17 protein-coding genes are annotated in these 23,865 nt (G+C 48.7%); 8 read left to right on the top strand and 9 right to left on the bottom strand.

The genetic code is table 11. From position 1 onward, the window contains the following. Window positions 1–13 precede the first annotated feature (13 nt). The 8 genes from NBH16_RS14060 (at window position 14) to NBH16_RS14025 (ending at window position 14,191) form a co-directional block, all read left to right on the top strand. Entirely contained in the window at window positions 14–688 is a 675-nt protein-coding gene (locus tag NBH16_RS14060) for a bifunctional 4-hydroxy-2-oxoglutarate aldolase/2-dehydro-3-deoxy-phosphogluconate aldolase (RefSeq protein WP_005863437.1), read from the top strand. Beyond that, window positions 685–2,088 (top strand): glucuronate isomerase, encoded by a 1,404-nt coding sequence (gene uxaC / locus NBH16_RS14055; protein WP_122369947.1) that lies wholly within the window; start codon window positions 685–687, stop codon window positions 2,086–2,088. The genes NBH16_RS14060 and uxaC overlap by 4 nt, the downstream gene beginning before the upstream one ends. A gap of 185 nt (window positions 2,089–2,273) precedes the next feature. Further along, complete coding sequence (locus NBH16_RS14050) at window positions 2,274–5,522, top strand: SusC/RagA family TonB-linked outer membrane protein (RefSeq protein ID WP_048927012.1); 3,249 nt, start codon at window positions 2,274–2,276, stop codon at window positions 5,520–5,522. 41 nt (window positions 5,523–5,563) lie between these two features. Further along, window positions 5,564–7,195 (top strand): RagB/SusD family nutrient uptake outer membrane protein, encoded by a 1,632-nt coding sequence (locus NBH16_RS14045; protein ID WP_005863444.1) that lies wholly within the window; start codon window positions 5,564–5,566, stop codon window positions 7,193–7,195. Window positions 7,196–7,355: 160 nt separating this feature from the next. Beyond that, window positions 7,356–10,229 carry a GH92 family glycosyl hydrolase gene (locus NBH16_RS14040; protein WP_250788765.1) on the top strand — a complete coding sequence of 958 codons (2,874 nt, stop codon included), beginning with the start codon at window positions 7,356–7,358 and terminating at the stop codon, window positions 10,227–10,229. Window positions 10,230–10,250: 21 nt separating this feature from the next. Beyond that, window positions 10,251–11,399 (top strand): alkaline phosphatase, encoded by a 1,149-nt coding sequence (locus NBH16_RS14035; protein ID WP_005860025.1) that lies wholly within the window; start codon window positions 10,251–10,253, stop codon window positions 11,397–11,399. Between the two features lie 227 nt (window positions 11,400–11,626). Further along, a complete protein-coding gene (locus NBH16_RS14030) occupies window positions 11,627–13,255 on the top strand; it encodes an MGH1-like glycoside hydrolase domain-containing protein (protein WP_121773296.1) in 1,629 nt (542 codons plus the stop codon). An 81-nt stretch (window positions 13,256–13,336) separates the two neighbouring features. Beyond that, window positions 13,337–14,191 (top strand): phosphatidylinositol-specific phospholipase C/glycerophosphodiester phosphodiesterase family protein, encoded by an 855-nt coding sequence (locus NBH16_RS14025; RefSeq protein ID WP_195319816.1) that lies wholly within the window; start codon window positions 13,337–13,339, stop codon window positions 14,189–14,191. 118 nt (window positions 14,192–14,309) lie between these two features. Here the strand turns inward: NBH16_RS14025 and NBH16_RS14020 are convergent, their stop codons facing one another. The 9 genes from NBH16_RS14020 to rpoN all read right to left on the bottom strand — a co-directional run bounded on the left by NBH16_RS14020 (window position 14,310) and on the right by rpoN (window position 23,625). Further along, window positions 14,310–15,629, bottom strand: a complete 1,320-nt coding sequence (locus NBH16_RS14020; RefSeq protein WP_044545170.1) for a murein hydrolase activator EnvC family protein — start codon at window positions 15,627–15,629, stop codon at window positions 14,310–14,312. A gap of 6 nt (window positions 15,630–15,635) precedes the next feature. Beyond that, entirely contained in the window at window positions 15,636–16,481 is an 846-nt protein-coding gene (gene lolB1 / locus NBH16_RS14015) for a lipoprotein insertase outer membrane protein LolB1 (protein ID WP_005860032.1), read from the bottom strand. Beyond that, window positions 16,478–18,196, bottom strand: a complete 1,719-nt coding sequence (locus tag NBH16_RS14010; protein ID WP_005863454.1) for a tetratricopeptide repeat protein — start codon at window positions 18,194–18,196, stop codon at window positions 16,478–16,480. The genes lolB1 and NBH16_RS14010 overlap by 4 nt, the downstream gene beginning before the upstream one ends. A 28-nt stretch (window positions 18,197–18,224) precedes the next feature. Beyond that, entirely contained in the window at window positions 18,225–18,659 is a 435-nt protein-coding gene (gene dut / locus NBH16_RS14005) for a dUTP diphosphatase (protein ID WP_022192384.1), read from the bottom strand. Window positions 18,660–18,692: 33 nt separating this feature from the next. Continuing rightward, complete coding sequence (locus NBH16_RS14000) at window positions 18,693–20,528, bottom strand: 4-hydroxy-3-methylbut-2-en-1-yl diphosphate synthase (RefSeq protein WP_005863460.1); 1,836 nt, start codon at window positions 20,526–20,528, stop codon at window positions 18,693–18,695. Window positions 20,529–20,634: 106 nt separating this feature from the next. Continuing rightward, window positions 20,635–21,141 (bottom strand): 5-(carboxyamino)imidazole ribonucleotide mutase, encoded by a 507-nt coding sequence (purE, locus tag NBH16_RS13995; protein WP_250788764.1) that lies wholly within the window; start codon window positions 21,139–21,141, stop codon window positions 20,635–20,637. Between the two features lie 2 nt (window positions 21,142–21,143). After that, on the bottom strand, window positions 21,144–21,524 hold the full coding sequence (gcvH, locus tag NBH16_RS13990; RefSeq protein ID WP_250788763.1) for a glycine cleavage system protein GcvH: 381 nt from the start codon (window positions 21,522–21,524) through the stop codon (window positions 21,144–21,146). 16 nt (window positions 21,525–21,540) lie between these two features. Continuing rightward, window positions 21,541–22,161: a hypothetical protein gene (locus NBH16_RS13985; protein WP_005863464.1), complete on the bottom strand. Its 621-nt coding sequence runs from the start codon at window positions 22,159–22,161 to the stop codon at window positions 21,541–21,543. A gap of 6 nt (window positions 22,162–22,167) precedes the next feature. Further along, complete coding sequence (gene rpoN, locus NBH16_RS13980) at window positions 22,168–23,625, bottom strand: RNA polymerase factor sigma-54 (RefSeq protein WP_005860047.1); 1,458 nt, start codon at window positions 23,623–23,625, stop codon at window positions 22,168–22,170. Between the last annotated feature and the right edge of the window lie 240 nt (window positions 23,626–23,865).

The following is a 23,865-nucleotide window of genomic DNA, read 5'->3' as shown; positions in this document are numbered from 1 at the left end:
TTTAATTCCCAATATGGCTCGATTCAATAAAATACAAACATTACAGGCTATCATCCAAACCGGAATGGTGCCCGTCTATTATAATAAAGAGGTAGAGATCGCAAAACAAGTTGTAAAAGCCTGTTACGAGGGAGGCGTCAGAGCCTTCGAGTTTACTAACCGGGGAGATTTCGCCCACGAGGTATTTGGCGAGCTGGTAAAATACGCCGCCAAGGAATGTCCGGAATTAGTATTGGGCGTAGGTTCTATCGTAGACCCGGCCACAGCCGCCTTATTCATACAGCTAGGGGCAAACTTCGTAGTCGGTCCGCTGTTTAACCCGGAGATAGCGAAGATATGTAACCGTCGCCTCATCCCTTATACGCCCGGCTGCGGTTCCGTATCCGAGATCGGCTTTGCCCAAGAAACAGGTTGCGACCTTTGCAAGATATTCCCCGCCGGAAATGTAGGAGGTCCCTCATTTGTCAAGAACATAAAGGCGCCCATGCCATGGACCCTAATCATGGCTACCGGTGCCGTGGAGCCGACAGAGGAGAATCTATCCGCTTGGTTCAAGGCCGGCGTGACCTGCGTAGGAATGGGGTCCAAACTCTTCCCCAAAGAAGCGATAGCGGGAAACGATTGGCAATCCATTACCGATTTATGCCGCAACGCCTTATCTATCATTCAAAAGTATCGTCAAGTATGAAAAGCTTTTTAGATCAAGATTTCTTGCTCCAGACCGACACGGCCCGTGAGTTATATCACGAGTATGCGGCGAAGATGCCCATCATTGATTACCATTGCCATCTGGATCCCCGGCAAATAGCGGAGAATCACCAATTCGAGGATCTTACGGAGATATGGCTGGGCGGAGACCATTACAAATGGCGGGCGATGAGAGCGAATGGTATTCCCGAGGAATATATCACCGGAGATAAGCCCTCTTACGAGAAATTCCTTAAATGGGCCGAGACGATGCCTTACACGATGCGAAATCCGCTTTATCATTGGACGCATCTGGAGCTTAGCCGTATATTCGGAATCCATAAAGTCTTGAATCCTGCTTCCGCCAAGGAAATCTACACAACTTGTACGGATAAACTACGTACCCCCGAGTATCGTGCGCAAGCCATCATGAAACGGATGAACGTAGAGATCGTTTGTACGACCGACGATCCTATAGATTCCTTGAAATACCATCAAAAAATACGTTCAAACGGATGCCACACTCGTGTATATCCGGCATGGCGACCGGACAAGGTACTCGCTATCGATAATATCAAGGCGCTAAATGACTATTTGTCCAAGCTGGAGGCCGCCGCCGATAAGACCATCCTCACCTACAAGCATTTATTGGAGGCTTTACAAAAACGACATGATTTCTTCGCCGCCCAAGGGTGCCGGTTATCGGACCACGGGTTGGATACTTTCTATGCCGAACCTTATACCGAGCAGGAGATTGAGGTGATCTTCCTCAAGGCTCGTATGGGTAAATCGCTCACGGAGCAGGAAGTTCGCAAATACCGTTCGGCATTGCTATACGAATTGGCGGTGATGGATGCCCGGAGTGGATGGGTACAACAATTCCATATCGGCGCAAATCGGAATAATAACAAACGGATGTTCAAGTTATTAGGAGCAGACACAGGTTTCGACGCTATCGATGATCAGCCGGTAGCTGTTTCCATGAACCGCTTTTTCAGCCGTTTAGATCAAGAAGGGCTGTTAGCGAAAACGATCGTTTACAACCTGAATCCCCGCGACACTGAGTTGATGGTAGCCAATGCCTACAATTTCAACGACGGCAGTGTACCCGGGAAGATGCAATATGGAGCGGCTTGGTGGTTCCTCGATCAGATCAAAGGCATGGAAGATCAATTAAATGCGCTTTCCAGCCTCGGGCTTTTAAGCCGTTTCGTCGGTATGCTGACAGATTCCCGTAGCTTCCTGTCATATCCCCGTCATGAGTATTTCCGCCGGATCCTTTGTAATATGCTAGGCAATGAGATAGAGAAAGGCTTATTGCCCGCCTCCGAGTTTTCCTTCATTGGACAGATGGTGGAGGACATCAGTTACAACAACGCTAAACGATACTTTGATTTCTGATTACTGCAACCCGCATTGCAATGTTACTGCACGCCTGTCGCAGTAACACTGCACGTGCGTTGCAGTAAGGCTGCAACAGCTTTGCAACATTTTATTCACAAACACTTCATAAGACCTTCCACTATACTCGCACATATTACGCCTACTTTTGCGGCAGATTTAGATAAACACTAAAATACGCAAACATGAAACAACGGCTTTATGATTTCATCCCTGTCAAGCATCTATGCGTAGGGATGTCTTTATGTGGCATAGTGGCAGGTACCCAAACCGCTCAAGCTTCTCCCGTCTTTGGGCAATCATCGGGCTTAGAACTTCCGAGTCCCAGCATCTACCAACAAAGTACGAAACAGATTTCCGGTATCGTCAAAGACCAGGCGGGGATTCCTGTAATTGGCGCGAACGTGATCGTAAAAGGGACGACAAACGGAGTAATCACCGGGCTCGATGGAGATTTCCTACTGGAAGTTCCGGAAAACGCTATCTTAGAGATCAGTTATATCGGTTATATGACGCAAAGTATCCCGATAAACGGGAAAACGACCTTCAACATCATCCTAGAAGAAGATACGCAGAAATTGGATGAGGTAGTCGTACTCGGTTATGGAGCGGGGCAACGCAAACAAGATCTCTCCGCTTCCGTGGGCGTGCTGAACAACACGGAAGACTTGGTGGCCCGTCCGGTTACCTCTACCGAAAGTATGTTGCAAGGGCAGTTAGCGGGTGTTACCGTACAAGCGAACGGTGGAGACCCAACGGCTACACCCTCAATCGTGATCCGTGGACAGGGCTCACAGAATGGCGATAACGTATTATGGGTTGTTGACGGTGTTCCCGGCGCACCCATCGCCTCTATGAATGATATCGAGACGATTGTCGTCTTAAAAGATGCTGCCTCTGCCGCTATCTATGGAGCGCAATCCGGAGCCGGCGGTGTTATCTTGGTAACCACCAAGAAGGCGAAAGAGGGCAAGACCTCGTTGAGCTATGATGCGACTTTCGGTGTTCGTAAAGCTAGCAACGTAATCGAGCCGTTAAATGCGGAAGAGCAACTCGAGATGCGAAAACTGTCTTACGCAAACGCGGGGCTTACATTGCCGACCGGTTGGGATTTGACCAAGAACCCATGGGTAGGTACCACACGTACCAACTGGATGGACGAGATCTTCCGCACCGCTTTCTACCAACGCCATAACGTAGCCTTGAATGTTGGTTCCGAGAATGCCTCCAACCGTGTTTCATTTGCTTACGATAACGATGAAGGTGTATTGATCAATACTTTCAACAAGAACCTTTCACTTCGTTACAACGGTAAATTCAAATTGAATAAATGGGTGACCATCACCGAAGACGTGGTTTGGAAAAACAACGAAAGCCGTTCAAAAGATACCGACAGTGGTTATACGGGAGTTGTCGCGGCGGCTATGTATATGCCTGCCAGCGCTACGGTTTACAATCCGCTGGATGGTACTTACGGTGGAACAACGACCGAAGACCCGGATTACATCGCCAAATATGGCTCCAACTTCGCGGATATCCACGGAGACGCTGTCAATCCGGTTCGCTTGCTGGAAGCGGAAAACCGCTATGACCGAACCAGTGACATCTGGAGTACGACCAGTCTGGAACTAGCGAATATCGTTACCGGCTTAAAGTTCACGAGCCGTTTCACTTACAACCTGAAGAATAATCTATATAAGAACTTCAGTCCGATCCGTGACGAGGTGGGAAAACCCTCCTTGACAAATAATCTGGATGAAACGACTTACCGTGCAGACGCATGGAAAACGGAAAACACATTGACTTACGACAATACGTTTAATGACATGCACACCCTGGGTGTCTTACTATCCACTACGGCCGATCATTACAGCAAGCGAGGGCTAGAGGTTAATGGAAAAGATTTATCTGACGAATCCGATTATTTACAATATCTATCCTATGCGAATTCCGTTTCCGCTACCGATTATTTGACCGGTCCTGACGCAAACGTATCCTTGATCGCCCGTCTGGCTTATTCCTTCAACGATCGTTACTTCGTTACAGCCTCTTGGCGTCGTGATTACGCAGGCCGTCTACCTAAAGATAATAACTATGGCGACTTCCCTGCCGTAACAGCCGGATGGAAAATCTCTAATGAATCTTTCTTCCCGAAGAGCGAGACACTGAATTTATTGAAGATCCGTGCTTCTTGGGGACGTGTCGGTAATCTGGGATCTATCGGTTACAATTATAAATCCGCCTTATTAGGTAAAACTTTCTGGTCGGAGCAGGCACAGTACGGCGTAGAATCGAACAAGATTTGGGGAAACTTCGTCTATAACTCTACCGCATTAAATCCCAACTTAACATGGGAAACTTCCGAGCAATGGGACTTAGGCCTAGATGTGAACATGTTCGACAATCGCTTGAGCATGGCATTCGACTATTTCGACAAACGCACGTTCAACTTGATCCAGTCGCAAACGATGAACTGGCCGGGAACGATCGGTATCGATGCCATGTTAGTCAATCAAGGTGAAGTCCGCAACCGAGGTTTCGAGGCGCAAATCAATTGGAACCAACAGGTAAATAAAGATTGGTCGTACTTCGTTTCCGGAAACTTCTCTTATCTAAAGAACTGGGTTTCTGATATTGGGGTAAAAAACACAGACGGAACCCCGGGCGTTTGGACAGGTATCACCAAAAATGATGCATATTTCGATGGTAGTTATCGTAACCTTCCATATATGTATCAAACAGCCGAAGGAGAACCACTGGCCTCTTTCTATCTGATCAAGACTGACGGCATTTTTCAAAGCGACGCAGAGGCAGCCGCTTATGTAAACAAAGACGGAAAACGAATCCAACCGGACGCTGTAGCCGGCGATTTGAAATTCGTCGATGCCAATGGTGATGGAGTTATCAATGATGAAGACCGTCAATACTGCGGTAGCGCTACACCTAAAACTACATTCTCATTCTCCGGAGGATTCACTTGGAAGAAGCTTTCCGTAAGCGCTATGTTCCAAGGCGTAGGTGGAGCACAAGCTTTATATGTAGGTAAATATATGGCTTTAAGCGATGTAGAAGGAAACTTCAACCGCTCAAAAGAGATCATGAACGCTTGGAGTCCGTCGAATACAGGGTCGAATATTCCACGCTTATCGAAAAACGACCCAAATAGCAACTTTAGCACACCGTCTGATTGGTATCTGGAGAATGCTTCTTACTTACGTTTGAAGAACTTCACCGTATCCTATGACTTGAGTGATGTTATCAGGAAATGCGCTCACCTGCAAGAACGCAACAGCATGATGTCTGTTTACCTTAGCGGTGAGAACCTCTTCACGATCACGAACTACTCAGGAATGGACCCGGAAACCGGCGGTTGGGATGCCTTGAAGTATCCGGTTTCACGCGTATTCTCTGTCGGAGTCAAATTGACATACTAATCGGGTATTTTAAAAGATATTCATATTAACAAAGGATCAAAATGAAAAGATATATTACAGTATTAGCATTATCCGCATTGGTTTGTAGTTCTTGTAGCGACTTCCTCGACGTTCAGCCGGAAGGAAACGCAACTACAACCTCCTATTTCTTGAATGATCAACAGGCCATTGATGCCATTGACGGATTATATGAAAGATTCCATCAAGAGGGTTGTTACGGCCGTGAATTATTCTGGGAACAGGGAGCCGCATGCGACATTGTTTGGGGACGTACGCGCGGTTATAACTCTTTGGCGACCTTAGCCTATACCGGTGATGAATCTCCTCTAAGAGATGTATTCAGCCGTATGTATTCTACTATGTCCCGTGCGAATTGGATCATCCAAGAATTAGTGAAGAAAGAAAAGGGAACGACGCTGACCGCCGTCGAGAAACGCAGCTTGGGCGAAGCTTACTTCAGTCGCGGTTGGGCACATTATCTGATCGCTTATCGGTACGGTACGGATAAACAAGGAGTACCTTTCGTACGTTACGAGGACTTCCCCGACGATTACGACAACTCCATACCGCCTCAGCAAGCTACCGTTATGGACAATTATAAACTGATCATCGAAGATATGGACAAGGCAATCGCCTACCTTCCAAACTTCGAATCCTATGACGCCGACAACCGGGGCCGGGCACATCAGGCTGCTGCCGTGGCGTTCAAAGCGAAAACTTATGCTTACTGGGCTACTTGGGATGCTACCCAATGGAACAACGTCATCGAGATGGTCAATCAATTGGAGAACAACTACAATCGAGATCTAGCTCCTACATTCGCGGAACTATTCTCGTCTGACTTGAAAGATTATTGGAATGCCGAATATCTCTGGACTATTCCGAGTATCGGCGGCGCACTACCGGGCGGTACCGAATTCCCGGGCATTATCCTTGAGAACAAAGGATGGGGCAAATATAATGGTTGGGGGCAGATGAAGCCCTCTTACGACATCTACGAAGAAATGGCGAAAGATGGTAAAGGTAATGACCGTTTAGTACGCTCAATCTTGGAATACAACCAAGAGTTCCCGTTCTTCGGCGAGACACGCAAATTCTGGTCTACCTCCGACCTTGAAGCTGGTTTCATGATCAATAAATACATGGACGCGTTCAAATACTCAGACCCTGTAGGTGAAGGAGCCGTGAGTGCTAACGGAGACTGGCCTACGGTCCGTGTCAATTTCCCGATCATCCGTTTCGCAGAAATGTTATTGTTCCGTGCCGAGGCATATTTAATGACAGGTCAAGCCGATAAAGCAACCGCAGACATCAACCGTATCCGCCTACGCTCCAACTTGACACCGCTTGCCGGCACCGCCACGATGAAGGATCTATATCACGAACGCCGTTGTGAATTGGCTTTTGAGTTTACAGATCATCTATTCGACTTAAAGCGTTGGAACCGTTCTTCCAATACCGACATAAAGACATTGGCCGATAAAGAGTTGAACGCACATCCACGTATCCGCAGATATGAAGACCGGGCGAATCCGGAATCCGCGTTCACGATTATTGGTTACGAAGATTACACCAACAAAAACGCCTATCAAGCGCATATGATGGTATTCCCGTATCCAAGTGAAGAGATTACTAAATCGAATGGTCAATTGAAGCAGAACGAGGGATATTAACCGGCTCCTTTAAACCGATCAAGGTACGAATAAGATTCATTACGGGCTGTCTCAGAAAATGAAACAGCCCATGTTATTTTCTACCGGGTAAAAACGCATATCTCAAATAGGTAGCTTACCTTTGCCTATTGTATACTATATATTAAACAAAAAATATACCATGAGATTAATTCAAACGCTTTCTTCTTGCTTGTGTACAGGAATAATAGCCTTATTCACGGCCTGTAGCCAAGCTCCACAATCCCCCATCGATTCCGTGGATCCGTTTATCGGCACGGGATTTCACGGACACACGTATCCCGGGGCCACGGCTCCTTACGGAGCGGTCCAACTAAGCCCGGACACCCGGAAAGGGAATTGGGACGCTTGTTCCGGTTATCATTACAGCGATTCTACCTTAATGGGTTTTTCCCATACCCATTTAAGCGGTACGGGATGTATCGACCTAGGCGATATCCTATTCCGCCCGTCTCTCCAGACACCTCTAGCGTTCTCGCACTCGGACGAGAAGGCTTCCCCGGGCTACTACTCGGTGAATCTCAAGGAGGCAGGTGTATTAGCGGAACTTACCACGACCCCGCATGTCGGGATACACCGATATACCTATAAAAAAGAGACAGAGGCTACGTTGGTGGTCGATATGGACCATTTATTGGATAACGAATATATGTACGAGGGCTGGGTGAAGCGAACCGGGGATAACGAGCTTACCGGTATGCGGCGTACCCGGGGCTGGGTAGACAATCAATATGTCTTCTTTGTAGCGCAGTTCTCGCAACCCTTCTCTTCCATGGAACAGCCTTCCGAACGGCAAGCCGTACTTACCTTCGATACGACTACCGGAAAGCCCATCGTCTGCAAAGTCGGGGTATCGATCGTAAATGAGGAGAACGCCCGTCTGAACCTTGAGCAAGAGACGGATTCCTATGGCTTTGATTTCGATGCCATCCATCAAGCGACACGCTCCGATTGGGAAAAAGAGCTGGACGTTATCACGGTAGAAGGAGGCCCCGAAGCCGAGCGCACGAATTTCTACACGGCGCTATACCATAGCAAGATCATTCCGAATATAGCGAGCGACGTGAACGGACAATACCGCCGTCACGACATGAGCGTAGCGACGATCCCGGCAGGTCGCCGCCAATTCTCCACCTTCTCCACTTGGGACACCTTCCGGGCCTGGCATCCGATGATGACTCTGTTGGATACTACCTTGGTGAATGATATGGTACAGTCTCTCTTGGATATGTACGACGCCAGCGGCGAGCTTCCGTTATGGCCCTTATCGGCGGGCGAGACCGGGACCATGATCGGTTATCACTCCACATTGATTATAGCGGACGCTTATTTAAAAGGTATTCGCGGATATGACGCAGAACACGCTCTCGAAGCGATGAAGATCTCCGCTGAGAAGAATAAGAAAGGAGCGGATTATTATATAAAGGAAGGCTTCATCCCGACGAATATCAAGAAAGAATCGGTTTCCTGCCTATTGGAATTTGCCTACGATGATTGGTGTATCGCACAAATGGCGAAAGCTTTAGGACATATGGATGATTATGAGACCTTCATCAAGCGCTCCCAGAATTTTATCAACGTATTCGACGGTAGTACCCGGTTCTTCCGGGGCAAACGGCAGGATGGGAATTGGGAGACACCTTTCGATCCATTCGCCATCGGACGTTCCTATACGGAGGCTACGGCCTGGCAATATCGTTTCTTTACCCCGCATGACGTATATGGATTGACCCAGTTGTTCGGAGGCCGGGAGGCGTTCATCGCTGATCTGGATAGCTTATTTATGGTTACCTCCGAGGTAGTCGGCGATCTGGTAGACGTTACCGGATTGGTCGGTCAATATGCGCATGGCAACGAGCCTAGCCACCACATGGCTTACCTATATAGCTATGTGGGCCAGCCCTGGAAGACACAGGAATGGACCCGTCGCTTGCTGGACGAGATGTACCAGCCCACGCCGGAAGGCATCATCGGCAATGAGGATTGCGGCCAGATGTCCGCTTGGTATATCTTGAGCAGCCTCGGCTTCTACTCCGTATGTCCGGGTAGCAACCAGTTTATCCTAACGACCCCGTTGTTCGATAAGGCGAACATGAAGCTGGGCAATGGCAAGACATTGGTCATTACCGCCAACCAGCCGGATAAGAACAAGTATATCACGAAGGTTACCTTAAACGGCGAGGAGATATCGCATTGCTACATCACCTACGACCAGTTGATGCAAGGGGGGACGCTGGACTTTACGCTCTCGGCGACACCGGACAAGCGTTGGGGAACCGCTCCCGAGTACGCTCCCTATTCCTATACGGAGCAACCTACCGTCTCTATCCCTTACATAGCGAATGATCTGGATTTGTTTGAAGGAGAGATTACGGCGGAACTAAAATCCACGACACCCGAGGCGGTTATCCATTACACGCTTGACGGATCGGAACCGGATGAGAACGCTCCGGTATACAGCGAGCCATTCGTCTTAAAAGAGACCACGATTATCAAGGCCAAAGGATATAAAAAGGGATTCGTACCCAGCCGTACGTACTCGATCCAAGCGACAAAAGCCGTATTACGCCCCGCGTTATCCATACAGCCTACGAAGCATGGGGTAGCTTATACTTATTACGAAGGAGAGTTCCAATGGGTAGCCGATCTGCAAAAGGCGAAGGTGGTCGAGACCGGAACAATACCTGAGCCTTCTATCCTGAACGCTAAATTGCCGGATCATTTCGGTTATATCTTCACCGGATATATATACGCCCCGGAAGATGGAGTCTATGAGTTCAGTACCCGCTCGGATGACGGTAGCGTCCTCTATATCGGCAAAGAAAAGGTAGTGGACAATGATGCCTCCCACGCCGCCATCGACGCAACGGGACGCATCCCCTTACAAAAAGGCTACCACCCCTTCGCCTTGCATTATTTCGAGGATTACGAGGGTGAGTACCTAGGCTGGAGCTGGCGTACGCCAAGCATGTCCACACTAGACACAATCCCAACAGAGAACCTTTATATAAATTGATAATATTAAATACTGAATCATATGAGAAGAACAACTCTATCCGTGCTATCCGCCTTAGCCATCCTGCTATCCGGCATGATCGTTCCGGAGGCCGCGGCACAAAGTCGCCGAGACAAAGAACAAACGTATGTACTAGAGAAACCTTACGAGGTCAAGAAACTAGTCCCCCCTACCGGAAAGAAAATAAAGAACGTGATCCTCATGATCGGCGACGGCATGAGCCTTATGCACATGTATTCCGCTTGGACCGCCAACCGGGGCAAGCTCTGGCTAGACAACTCCCAATACACCGGCCTCTCGAAAACCTATTGCGCCAACCGCCTCATCACCGACTCCGGAGCCGGAGGTACCGCACTGGCCACCGGCCATAAAACGAACTACCATATGGTAGGCGTAGACCCGGAAGGCAAGCCCTTGGAATCTTTGGCTACCTTGGCGAATAAGAAAGGCCTGTCAAGCGGCATCGCCGTTACCTGTCGCCTATGGGACGCTACGCCCGCCGACTTCTGCTGCCACAATACGGATCGCGACGCCGAGGCCGAGATCGTAGCGGATTACGTGAACTGTGGCGTCGATTACGTATTCGGCGGCGGCTCCAAGCTATTCGAGAACCGTGCAGACGGACGTGATTTGTTCAAGGAATTAAGGGAGAAAGGTTACCAGACTCCCCGTAGCTGGGAGGAACTGGCGAAGATTCAAAAAGGCAAGGTATTCTGCGTTACCGATACCGTAGACACCCCGCTTCCCGCCGAGCGAGGCGATCTCTTGGCTCGTGCCTCGATGAAAGCGATCGATCTGCTGGGACAAAACCCGGAAGGTTTCTTCCTGATGGTAGAGGGCTCCCAATTGGATGATTACGGACATTTCAACGATATCGACCTGTTGATGCAAGAGACACATGATTTCGACCGTACGATCGGACGTATCTTCGAATGGGCCGCCCAAGACGGTGAGACATTGGTTGTCGTAACCGCCGATCACGAGACCGGTGGCCTTACCTTGGTAGACGGGGATCTGAACGAGGGCCGTATCGTTTGTAAATTCTCCACCGGAGGGCATAGCGGCGTGATGGTTCCCGTTTACGCTTTCGGCCCGGGTGCCGAGAACTTCACGGGTATCTTCGAGAATACGGATATCTTCTGGAAGATCAAAAAGCTCCTGAATCTATAATCAAACAGTATTCATCCGATGGAGAGTATAACAGGCCGCTATCCCGCTAGTCAAGTACCGCAATCCTCCCGGTCGGGTACCGCAGTACCCCTTCCCAAGTACCGCAGTACTTTGGCTGAGAGGACAGCGGTACTTGACTAGCAGGACTACAGTACCCGGCCGGGAGGACTGTGTTCACCGACTGAGGCGCGCCTTCTCCCTCTCTCCCCCAATAAATATCATAAAGAATGACAACAAGACGAAACTTCTTAAAGCAATCCCTTCTTGCGGCAGGCGCGGCCTCCGTTCCCGCCGGGAACCTTTTAGCGCAAGAGAAAATGGAAGAGAAACGACCCAAGTACAATCTTCCTTACAAGAACACCTACCTGAAGGAACCCTTCGTGACCGAGAACGAGTTCCGGACAGCGAAACCGGAGACCATCACGCCCGGAACCTTCGAGGAGGCCAAGCAAATCCTCCCGGACCCGACTTGGAGCGGACACGAGAAGGAAATCGAGATGTACTGGAAGGCTTGGCAAATCGGCATCGGCAACATCAAGGCCCCGGAACCGGATTCCGGTTTCGTATGCAGTTACCTCGATGTCGCCTACAACGGCAATATCTTCATGTGGGACTCCGCCTTCATGATGATGTTCGCCCGTTTCGGTACCCGCTTCTTCCCCTTCCAACGTACGTTAGATAATTTCTACGCCAAACAACACCCGGACGGTTTCATCTGCCGGGAGATCAAGGCGGACGGAGCGGACTGTTTCGAGCGTTACGATCCGACCAGCACCGGACCGAATATCCTCCCTTGGAGCGAGATCGTCTATTATAAGCAGTTCGGCGATATAGACCGCCTACACAAGATATTCCCCGCCCTTTGCGCTTATTATAAATGGTTGAAGCTAAACCATACGTGGCGCAACGGTACGTATTGGACCAGCGGTTGGGGTACCGGCATGGACAACATGCCCCGGGTGGAACCGAAATACAATCCGATATACAGCCACGGCCATATGATCTGGCTGGACGTTTGCTTGCAACAATACTTCACCGCCGGGCATCTGCTTGAGATGGGTTTCTATCTGGAGCGTTGGCAGGAGATCGAGGAGTTCGAGGACGAGCAGAAGATGCTAAAGAAGTATATCAATGAGAACCTATGGGACGAGAAGGAACATTTCCTTTTCGATCAATACGCTGACGGAAGCCTTTCCTCCACCAAGGGAATCTACGCGTACTGGGCCTTATTGACCGATGTCCTATCCAAGGAACGCATGGATGCTTTCGTGGCCGAGCTGGATAACAAGGAGACATTCAACCGCCTGCACCGCGTCCCTTCCCTTGCCGCCAACCATCCTAAATACAAGGATAACGGTCGCTACTGGCAGGGTGGCGTATGGCCGGGAGCGAACTATATGGTGATTACCGGCCTATTGCAACAAGGCTATCGTAAATTGGCTTACGAGATCGCACGCAACCATTACGATAACGTCCTCAAGGTATATAAGAATACCGGTACGTTCTGGGAATACTACGCTCCGGAACATGAGGAGCCGGGCTTCATGGCTCGCCCGAATTTCGTGGGCTGGGGCGGACTGGCACCGATCTCCGGCTTGATCGAGCAAATCTTCGGCATCCGCTCCAATGTGTACGAGAAGAAATTGACCGTAGACGTGAACTTGACGGAGGCTTATGGTATCGACCGTTATCCTTTCGGCCTCGACGGTCTGGTAGCGATCAAAGTCAAGGCCCGTTCTTCCGCTACCCAAGAGCCGCAGGTAGAAATTACCAGCGACGTCCCCTTGGAACTAACCGTCCTTTGGGGCGACAAACAGAAGACGGCTAACGTAAAACCCGGCACGCAAACCATATAAAACAGTAAATCCATCAAACATCCAGTTGTAGAGACGGTGCGTGCCCCGTCTCTACAACTAGACTCAAAAAACAATTAGTATATGAAACAGATTCTATCCTTATTTATCACCTCCCTCGCCCTCTGTACGGCTTGCTCCTCCCCGAAGGGATCGGACACAGTTCAAGTGGCGGAGACAACCACGGAGCAGACGATTCAGAAAGCCTCCTCCGCAATTCATTACAACGCCTTCTCGCACAATGATTACTGGCGGGAGAGACCTCTGCTGGACGCCTTGTCCTTCCGCTTCAACTGCGTGGAGGCCGATCTGTGGCTGATCGATGGCGAGCTATACGTTTCCCATGACCGCCCGGAACCCAACCCGGCCATTACCTTCGAGAACCTATACCTCAAGCCGCTCGTGGCCCGCATACAAGCGAATGGAGGTAAGGTCTATCCCGATAGCGATCGTCCTTTCTACCTGATGGTGGATTGCAAGGCACAAGGCGAAGAGATGTACAAGCTATTAAAGAAACAGATGGAGCCTTACAAGGAATATTTCTGTTCCGTCGATAACGGCGAATATAAAGAAGGTGCCGTCCTCTTCTTCCTTTCCGGCGACCGTCCGAAGAACAGCCTGCCGAAAGAGAACAGCCGCTTCACCTTCCTCGACGGACAAATAAAGGATCTGGGACAGGGCATCCCTGCTTCCCTCGCTCCGGTCATAAGCGATAATTACTCCGATTTCTTCACTTGGAAAGGTGAAGGCGAGATGCCCGCCGACCAACTACAGAAGATGCGTGAGATCATCCGGAAAGTCCACGATGAGGGAAAACTATTCCGTTGGTGGGGCGCCCCGGATACCGAGCAGTTCAAACGCTTCTTCATCAAGGAAGGTGTAGACTTGGTAGGTGCCGATGACCTGAATGGGTTATACAACGTATTGAACGAGCGTTAAACGAGAAAACTACAATAGGCATTATAAGGTTGTTACAATGGGCATTCTAGCATCCTTACAACAGGCATCGTAACAGCCTTATAATGCCCATCATAGTTTTAACATATCACAACCGCTTTTATTCCAACCAAGGCTGCGGATTCAGCTTCGTCTTTTCCTTCCACAATTGGAAATGGAGGATCGTGGAATTACCGTCCTCCGGATCCGAATAGATCCTTCCGATCGCTTGACGGGTAGAGACCCGGTCGCCTGCTTTTACATATACCTGACTCAAATTGCTATAAACCGTCAAGTAGTTACCATGACGAACGATTACGGAATTATTATACCCCGGCACCACGAACACACGCGTTACCTCCCCATTGAATACCGCACGGGCATCCGCCCCGGGTGAGGTCTGGATATCGATACCACTATTACTGGTACGAACATATTTCAACTCCTGATGCTGTTGCTCGCCGAATGTAGAGACGATCGTATGTCTTCCGGCCACCGGATACGGCAAACGTCCCCGGTTATTGGCGAAGTTATCGGACAATTGCTTCTCCGCCTTTGTCATCGCATAGCCCCCTTTCGTATCCGCCACACGTTCCTCACGGATCGGCTCGTTTTTACTCTCCGGTACGGGTTTACCCTTAGCGGCAGCTTGTTCACGGGCACGACGCTCACGTTCCGCACGTTCACGGGCGGCTTTCGCCTCGGCCTCGGCACGGGCGATCTCCTCGGCGATCTGCTTCTCTATCTGTCGGTTTAAAGCCTCGGCTTGACGACGCTTCTTTTGGAGATCCGCCTTCAAATCCTTTTGTCTCTTATTCAATAGCTGGACTTCCTCTTTCTGAGAAGCTTCCTCACTTTCTAGCTTCTTACTCTCTTCTTGACGAGTTCCTAAAAGGACACGCTTCTCGGCACGGGTCTTCTCCATCTCAGCTTGCTTGCGGCTGATCTCGGCCTGCTTTTCAACGATGTCATTCGCTTGCCGCTTCTGCCAATCCGCATATTCCCGCAAATACCGCATACGCCGCATGGATTGAGAGAAACTCTCGGCGGATAGGATAAACAACAATTTATCTTGCGAGCTATGGCGTTTATAAAGCCCTCGCATCGATTTACCGTAATTCGTCTGCTTATCGCCCAGTTCCCGTTTTAAGGTGCGCAACTGGCCTTGGATATTCAAGATATCTTTCTCGATCTCATCCAGCTCTTGATTCAATAAACTGATGACTTTCTTACGCGAAAGAATTTGTTTGGAAAGTAGATTCAAACGGTTCAGGGAAGTTTTAGCAGTCTGGGCCGTCTCTTGTAATAATTTATTCGTCTCCTCGATATCGGCCAACGCCTCCTTGCGCTGCTGCTCCAACTGACGGACAGCAGCGGATTTCTGACCGTAAACCACGGTAGATAAAGACAATGCCAATAGAACGATCCAGACGTACCTCATGATAGATTATTGATTCAGATTCGTAATCGTTTTCAATACTTGCGCAAAGGTAATACGCTTATATTTAGAAGGAACCGAAAAATCCAACTTGAGCGGCTCGTCCAGTTGGATACGGGAGTAATGGATCTTCACCCCACCCTCGGGATTCCCGTTCTTCAACACCTGCACATCCATCAACATCGGGAACGGCTGCCGATCCACCAAGCGAAAATCCTCGTACAGCCATTGCAAGGCATAACGATCGGAAGGGTCCGCTACATAGGTAGAGAGAAGTTTCTCCTCGCCGTCCGCCTTAAAGGTATAGAATAGCCCCATGGCATCCTTCGTCTTGATCTCGGCGACCGGACCTTCTTGATTCAGCTTAAACCGATTATAATGCTTACGGGAAACGCCTTGTTCCCCCGGGATAAACAGATGATTCGTGAAAAGAGCCTGCAAATTATAGAAGTTGAACTCGATCGGAGTCTGTCCTTGCAAATTGGAATAATTCTCGATCATATAGCGTTTATTCATGCGGTCTACCACCTTGATCGTATCCCGGCTCAACTCGATACGGAAGATCTCGATCCCGAGAAATGGCTGTACCGACAGCTGGAAAGCGCTATCCTTGACCATCTTCATATCCACCCGAGAGCTCATTTGCTTACCGGGGATATCCAGATCCACGTTCAGCCGAGCCGTCAAGGTACGGAACTGGAAGGATTGATCCTCCACCGACTGGAAGAACTCATTATGAGCCTTCACGCTAGCGGATTCCACCGTCCCGACTTTCTTGGACGATTTACAGCCTGTCAACATCGAAAGTAAAAGACCTCCACATAACAGGAAGGTCAAGAAATAGTCTCTTTTCATTTCGCGTTCTCGTCTTCTATATATTGTTGCTCGGCGATCTTACGGTTCAAGATCTCGGAATCCTTCCCCATCTCTTTCGCCTTTTTCCATTGCTCCACCGCTTTTTCCTTATCACCGTTCATGAAAAGGATGTCCCCATAATGATCCACGAGTTCGGCGCTCTTTGTCTTATCTTTCTCCAAAGCGCTCTCGATATAGATTTTCGCCAAGGTATAGTTTCCTTGTACGAAGAAGATCCAAGCGTAGGTATCCAGATACGTGGCGTTGTCCGGTTCCAGCTTGATACATTGGGCGCTCATACGCTCCGCCTTCTTCAAGTCTTTCTTCTCCAAGGAAAGGAAGTAACTGTAGTTGTTCAGTACGACCACGTTCTTGTCATTGTACTTCAATGCCTCATCGTACGCTTTATACGCTTGATCCAATTGCCCCATCTGGTAATAAATATCACCGATCTGGCCGTAGAAATCCGATTTCAGCGGCAGGTTCTCCTTCGGAATGATATTCAAGCCCGCATAATAGGTATTCAAGGCTTCTTGATATTTCTGTTGTTGGTAGTAAGCGATACCCAGATAGAAGTAATATTCCGGCGACTCGGGGAAAAGCTCCATACAAGCCGTACAGATACGGATGACCTCCGGGATATCCTCCCCTTTCAAAGCCAGATTCAACAATTGCTGCCAAGCCCCGGCGTTACTCGGTTCCATCTCGGTTACCAACTGGAACTGGAATTTCGCCTCCTCTGTCTTTCCTTGGGCCATCAAGAGACCGCCATACATCAGCTTTAAGTCAATATCCTCCGGATGTTGCTCCAAAAGAGTTTGGAATAAATGGTTCGCGTTCTCGGTTCCCTGCTTCGTTTGTTGCAGTTTCAAGATATACCGGGAAAGGATGTTCACTTTCGTCTCCACGTCCAGCTTCTCGTTTACCAAAGCGCTACGGATTTGTTGCTCGGCGGCCTCCTTATCCCCTTTCGCCTCGTAGTAATTGGCCATAGAGACGATATAATAAGGGTCAGTCGGATCAATCTCATTCGCTTTTTGATAGCAAGCCAAAGCCTTGTCCATCTCCCCGTTTTCCAAATGAAGATCGCCCAATACGATCTGGTAACGGGCCTCCATAGGATATTTAGCCGCTAGCTTCTCGATCTCCTTGAAAGCCTCTTCCGGTTTCTCCAACTGGACGTACAGCTTGTATTTCTGCATGGAGATCGCCTCGTTCATACCCATAACCGACTCCAACGCATCATAAGCCTCGATCGCCTTCCCGATCTCGCCGGCTTGCGTCAAGGCATCGGCCAGATAATAATTCAGCTCCTCCTTCTCCGGATAATCACGAACCAATTCCTCGTACTCCTCGGCGGCTTCGCCATACATACCCAGATTCCGGGTGATAGACGCCAATGCCATTTTATACGTGAAATTATCCTTGCTGTTGGCTACGGCTCTTTTCAACATCTCGACCGCTTTCTCCGGACGGTTCAGCTGCACATAAAAAGAAGAAAGCTCATACAAGACCGGAGCCGCCGTCGAGTCAATCGCCAAGCAATGGTTGAAGGCATCATAAGCGGCGTCGAATTTCCCGGCGTTCTTCAAGTTCAAGCCCTCATAAAAGAAGTAATCGAATTTACGTTGATCCTTCTCCGTTTCTGTAGCACCAGCCGGGAGCACAGCGACCAACGAGAGGAAAGAGATGAGATATATCAGTTGCTTAAACATCCTATTATTCTTGTTAACCTTATTATTCTTATTCTTTTCCGGTATGACCGAATCCCCCGGCTCCCCGCTCCGTATCATCCAACGTCTCCACGAGTTCCCAATCCACATGGCTATGAGCGGCTATAACCATTTGGCAGATACGCTCACCATCATTCACCGTAAAAGGCTCGGAAGATAGATTCACGAGAATGATACCGATCTCCCCCCGATAATCGGCATCGATCGTACCCGGCGTATTCAGCAGGGTTATCCCATGCTTTAAAGCCAGCCCGCTACGCGGACGCATCTGGGCCTCATAGCCCTCCGGCAGCGAGATATAAAGTCCGGTCGGGATTAATTTACGTTCCAACGGTTTCAACACGACCGATTCCGACAAATTCGCCCGGATATCCATCCCGGCAGATAAAGGAGTCGCATAACCCGGCAGCGGGTGATGCGATTTATTGATAATTCTTACTTTCATACTTGCAAAGATAAACAAATTGTCAATAGTCAATCAATTAACCCAATCCCCGTTCTCTTTTATTAACTGAACTAAACGTTCTACAGCGTCTTCCTCGGGGATATTCTTGAGGACACATTCCTTACCTTTATACAGGCTGATTTGTCCACGTCCGGCACCCACATAACCATAGTCGGCATCGGCCATCTCGCCGGGGCCGTTTACGATACAGCCCATGATACCGATCTTCAAGCCTTTTAAATGGGAAGTAGCCTCCTTGATACGGGCGATCGTTGTTTGCAGGTCGTACAAGGTACGTCCGCAACTCGGACAAGAGATATATTCCGTCTTACTGATACGGGTTCTTGTAGCCTGCAAGATCCCGAACATACAGCGATCCGAGACAACCGCCTCGCATCCCTCATTGTGCAGCATCAAGCCATCCCCAAAACCATCCAGCAAAAGCGTACCGAAATCGGCAGCGGATTTCAGTTGCAACAACTCCACATCCGTCTCCCGGAAATCACGATGCAAGACAACCGGCACGTCACAACCCGCCATCAGCAATTTATGCATAGCCGCACGTTGCGAGCCAACCCCATTCCGATGATGTGTACTTAATAAAACCACCACGGTCTTATCCGCTTTCAAGATCTCCAACATACGATCCGTAAGATCCATATACGTCAGACGGATAAACTTAAGCGGACAATCGTAATCCTTTAACTCCTCCGCTTCCGAGGCGATGAAGCAAGGAAAAGCATTCGGACGCTCTTTCCAAAAATGAGCGTCTACCAATAAACGGAAATTATCCGGCAAATTATCCGGATCTTCCTTTCCTATATATATATAGTCCGGCAAGGACAAATGATCAAACTCAAAATCCCCGTTACTACGATCGGAGATCACGACTGGCGGGAAAGTACCTCCGATACCCTCCACCACACGGCTTATACGACGGCATGTCGCCACCGTATCGAAACCGGGAGCCATCGAAGCCTCGATAGGACGATGATTTTCCCGTTCCCTAATATAATCCACCAATTTACGCGCTACCGGCATTTCCGCCTCGGGGTCCTCACTCAAGGAAACCCGGATCGTATCACCGATACCGTCACATAGAAGCGTACCGATTCCGACAGCGCTCTTGATACGCCCGTCCTCACCGTCACCCGCCTCCGTTACCCCAAGGTGCAAGGGGTAATGCATATTCTCGGCCTCCATCGTACGAACCAACAACCGCACGGTCCTTACCATGACAACGGTATTGGAAGCCTTAATCGAAATAACCACATCCGGGAAATTCTCCTCCCGGCAAATGCGAAGAAACTCCATACAACTCGCTACCATCCCCTCGGGCGTATCACCATAACGGCTCATGATACGATCGGAGAGCGAGCCATGATTCACACCGATACGAATAGCGGTGCCATGTGCCTTACAAATATTCAAGAAAGGGACGAACCGCTCACGGATCTTCTCGATCTCGGCGGCATATTCCTCATCCGTATATTCAAGATGGCTGAATGTCTTTACCTTATCTACATAGTTTCCCGGATTGATACGTACCTTTTCCACCTCACCGGCGGCGGCATCAGCCGCTCTAGGATTAAAATGGATATCAGCGACCAAAGGAGTCGTATACCCTTGCTCATTCAATTGTTTACGAATCTCGCCCAAGTTTCGGGCTTCCCGTTCCCCCTGTGCCGTAAAACGCACATACTCAGCTCCCGCCTCGATCATACGGATCGCTTGAGCTACCGCCGCCTCCGTATCCATCGTTGATACATTAGCCATGGATTGAATACGGATAGGATTCTCACCTCCCATGGGTGTGTCACCGATTTGGGCAACGGATGATTTACGGCGGTTGTAATTAAAGTAAGCCATTGTTAATTGAAAATTGAGAATTGAAAATTGAGAATGAGTGTTGAGAACTGAAAACCTAAAGAGAGACTTTCTCCTTAATTTTCAATTCTCAACTTTCAACTTTCAATTAATTAGTTTTGTATTTAAAAGAAACCTTAGCCAACTCCTCGTTAGCCTTCACGATTTTCTTCTTCAAATCCTCCTTATAAGCGGATAGCTTCTCCTGAAGTTGCTCGTCGCCGACGGCAAGCATCTGCACCGCAAGGATACCAGCGTTCAAAGCGCCATTGATGCCGACAGTAGCCACAGGGATTCCCGGAGGCATCTGTACGATAGCCAACAAGGCATCCATACCGTCCAGCGTAGAGTTAATAGGCACGCCGATCACGGGAACCGTCGTCATGGAAGCGATCACACCGCAAAGATGAGCGGCCATTCCGGCAGCGGCGATGATAACCTTGATTCCACGTCCTTTAGCTCCTTTGGCGAAAGCCTCCACCTCAGCGGGAGTACGGTGTGCGGATAGAGCATGCATCTCGAACGGGATCTCCATCTCATCCAAGAACTTAGCCGCCTTCTCCATAACGGGTAAATCCGAGGTACTACCCATGATAATACTTACAACAGGTGCCATTCTTATTTAGCGATTAATTTTTGATAGTCTTCAGCGGATAATAGTTCCTCCAACTCAGAAGCGTCCGTAAAAGAAATCTTGATTAACCAACCCTTACCATAAGCGTCTTCATTAACCAATTCAGGAGCGTCTTCCAATTCAGCGTTTACTTCCAAAACCTCTCCGCTAACCGGCATGAAAAGATCGGAAACAGTCTTAACAGCTTCAATCGTACCGAACACCTCTTCTTGAGCGACGGTCTCCCCCTCTGTCGTAATGTCTACATAAACGATCTCACCTAGCTCGCCTTGAGCGTAATCAGTAATACCAACATAAGCTACGTCACCTTCTACACGAATCCACTCATGGTCTTTTGTGTACTTTAAATCTGCAGGAAAATTCATAATTTTAGTGTTTTTATTAGATGAATAAATAGATATAACTCATTAATGAGGCTACAAAGGTACATATAAATCCCAGACAAAACCCCGCATATACCTGCATTGGTGTATGCCTTTTTAAAAAGATACGCGAGGTACCTAATAAACCAGCCACGATCAACACGACTATAAAAGCCCAGTAGGGATTTATCATATGGATACGCGCCACTCCCATAACACCGCCCAGTAACCCGCCGATACCAATGGCATGCGCGCTAATCTTCCAAGCAAAATTGATGCATAAGGCGATTACCAAGGCTACGCAAGCCCCGATCAGCATCGCTAACAACCAAAACGGCATCAGCATCTTATACAGGAAAAAGATACATACCAAGATGGAAGTGATAAAAATCAGATAAGGAACCACCCGCTCCTTCCGGTCGGAAAGCTCTATATCGCCGGCCGCGCCATTTTTCACCAATAAGAAGATGAAAAGCCCGGGAACTATCGCTGTCGAAATAAAGGTACCTCCGGCAATCAGCAGCTTCACAGGTAACGGGTAAATGGCGAGAAATGTAAACATCAACGCCAACACGATCCCATAGGTCACCATAAGCAACGGATGGAACACGAAGGATATTATATTCGAGAATAGTTTCATACGCTTTTATATTTCTTTTCTCAGACGAGCTACCGGAATCCCCAGTTGCTCCCTGTATTTCGCTACCGTACGCCGGGCGATGACATACCCTTTTTCTTTCAGGATCGTAGCCAACTCCTCATCGGTCAACGGTTTTCGTTTATCTTCGGCATCTACATGTTCTTTCATGATCTTTTTCACCTCACGGGTCGAGATCTCCTCACCGGTATCGGTCTGCATAGACTCGGAGAAAAAGTATTTCAACGGATAAATACCGAAATTCGTTTGCACATATTTACTGTTACTTACCCGGGAAATAGTGGAGATATCATATCCCGCACGCTCCGCTACGTCTTTCAAGATCATGGGATGGAGGGTAGCCTCATCGCCTGTCAGGAAAAAGTCCCGTTGTAAATAGATAATCGCCTCCATGGTACGCTGCAAGGTCTCATTACGTTGCTTGATAGCGTCGATGAACCACTGGGCGGAATCCAACTTTTGTTTCACGAACTGTACGGCATCCCGCCTCTCAGCGGTTTGGTTCGCCTTATTCGCCGTATAATCCTGAAACATCTCGGCATACTCCCGGTTGATACGCATATCCGGTACCCCCCGGTTATTCATGCTCAAGATAAGCTCTCCATTATGCGCTTCCACCACGAAATCCGGGATGATCTGGCTCATCGCCACTTCCATAGAACCACCCCAACTACTTCCGGGTTTCGGATTTAACATAGTAATCTCGTGAATGACCTTCTTTAACGTTTCCTCATCGATATCGAGACCTCGTAAGATCTTATCGTAATGTTTGCGGGTGAACTCCTCGAAATATTCGGTCAAAACACGAATCGCCAAATTTGTAACCGGAGTATTCTCCTTCTTATCCAGCTGGATCAACAGACATTCTTTCAAGTCACGGGCACCTACCCCGGCAGGCTCAAAATCTTGGATGATATTCAAGATAGACTCGATCTCCTTCTCATCTACCTCTTGTCCGGCTTGGAAGATCAAATCGTCCGCTATCGCCGAAAGGTCCCGGCGCAAATAACCGTCATCATCGATATTTCCAATGATATACTCCGCTATTTTCATTTGCTTATCCGGTAAATCCCTTAACCCGAGCTGCTGTAACAGAAACTCATTCAAGGATTGGCTTACGGAGAAGGGGACATCCTCTTTCCGTTCCGCACGCTCGGTCATTTCCCGTAGCTTATAATCAGGTATATCGTCTTCCGTTAAATAATCTCCCAAAGAAAGGTCGGTCTCAGTATCAACAGAAGGGATCTCTTCTCCCCCCTCCTCGCTTTCAGTTCGTTCAAAATCATCAACAGGCTCTTTTCCTTCCTCCAAGGCTGGGTTATCTTCCAGCTCATGCTTCACACGTTCTTCCAACTCGATCGCGGGAAGCTCCAGAAGCCGTATCAACTGTATCTGCTGAGGGGATAGCTTTTGCTGTAACTTTTGTTGTAACTGTTGCTTTAACATAATCTAAATCATTGCACTGTAAGGGCAGGACAATCACCCGCCCTCTTATTTATCAACATGCAAATATAAGTTTTTAGTTTTAACAGTACAGCTATTAAACTATAATAGTTCTAAACAAGGTGCATGATCTTTTGCCCGACGGATCATTGCCCGGCCTCCAAATAACAAACAGCTTAAATCCGGGCCCCGAAACATTTTGTCAAAAAGGGGTAACATAAAAACACGTACGTGTTTTCAAAA

This window comes from Parabacteroides sp. Y3-G-102 (genome assembly GCF_023656845.1).
Taxonomy (GTDB): Bacteria; Bacteroidota; Bacteroidia; order Bacteroidales; family Tannerellaceae; genus Parabacteroides; species Parabacteroides distasonis.
This window is presented reverse-complemented; position numbering and strand designations above follow the sequence as displayed.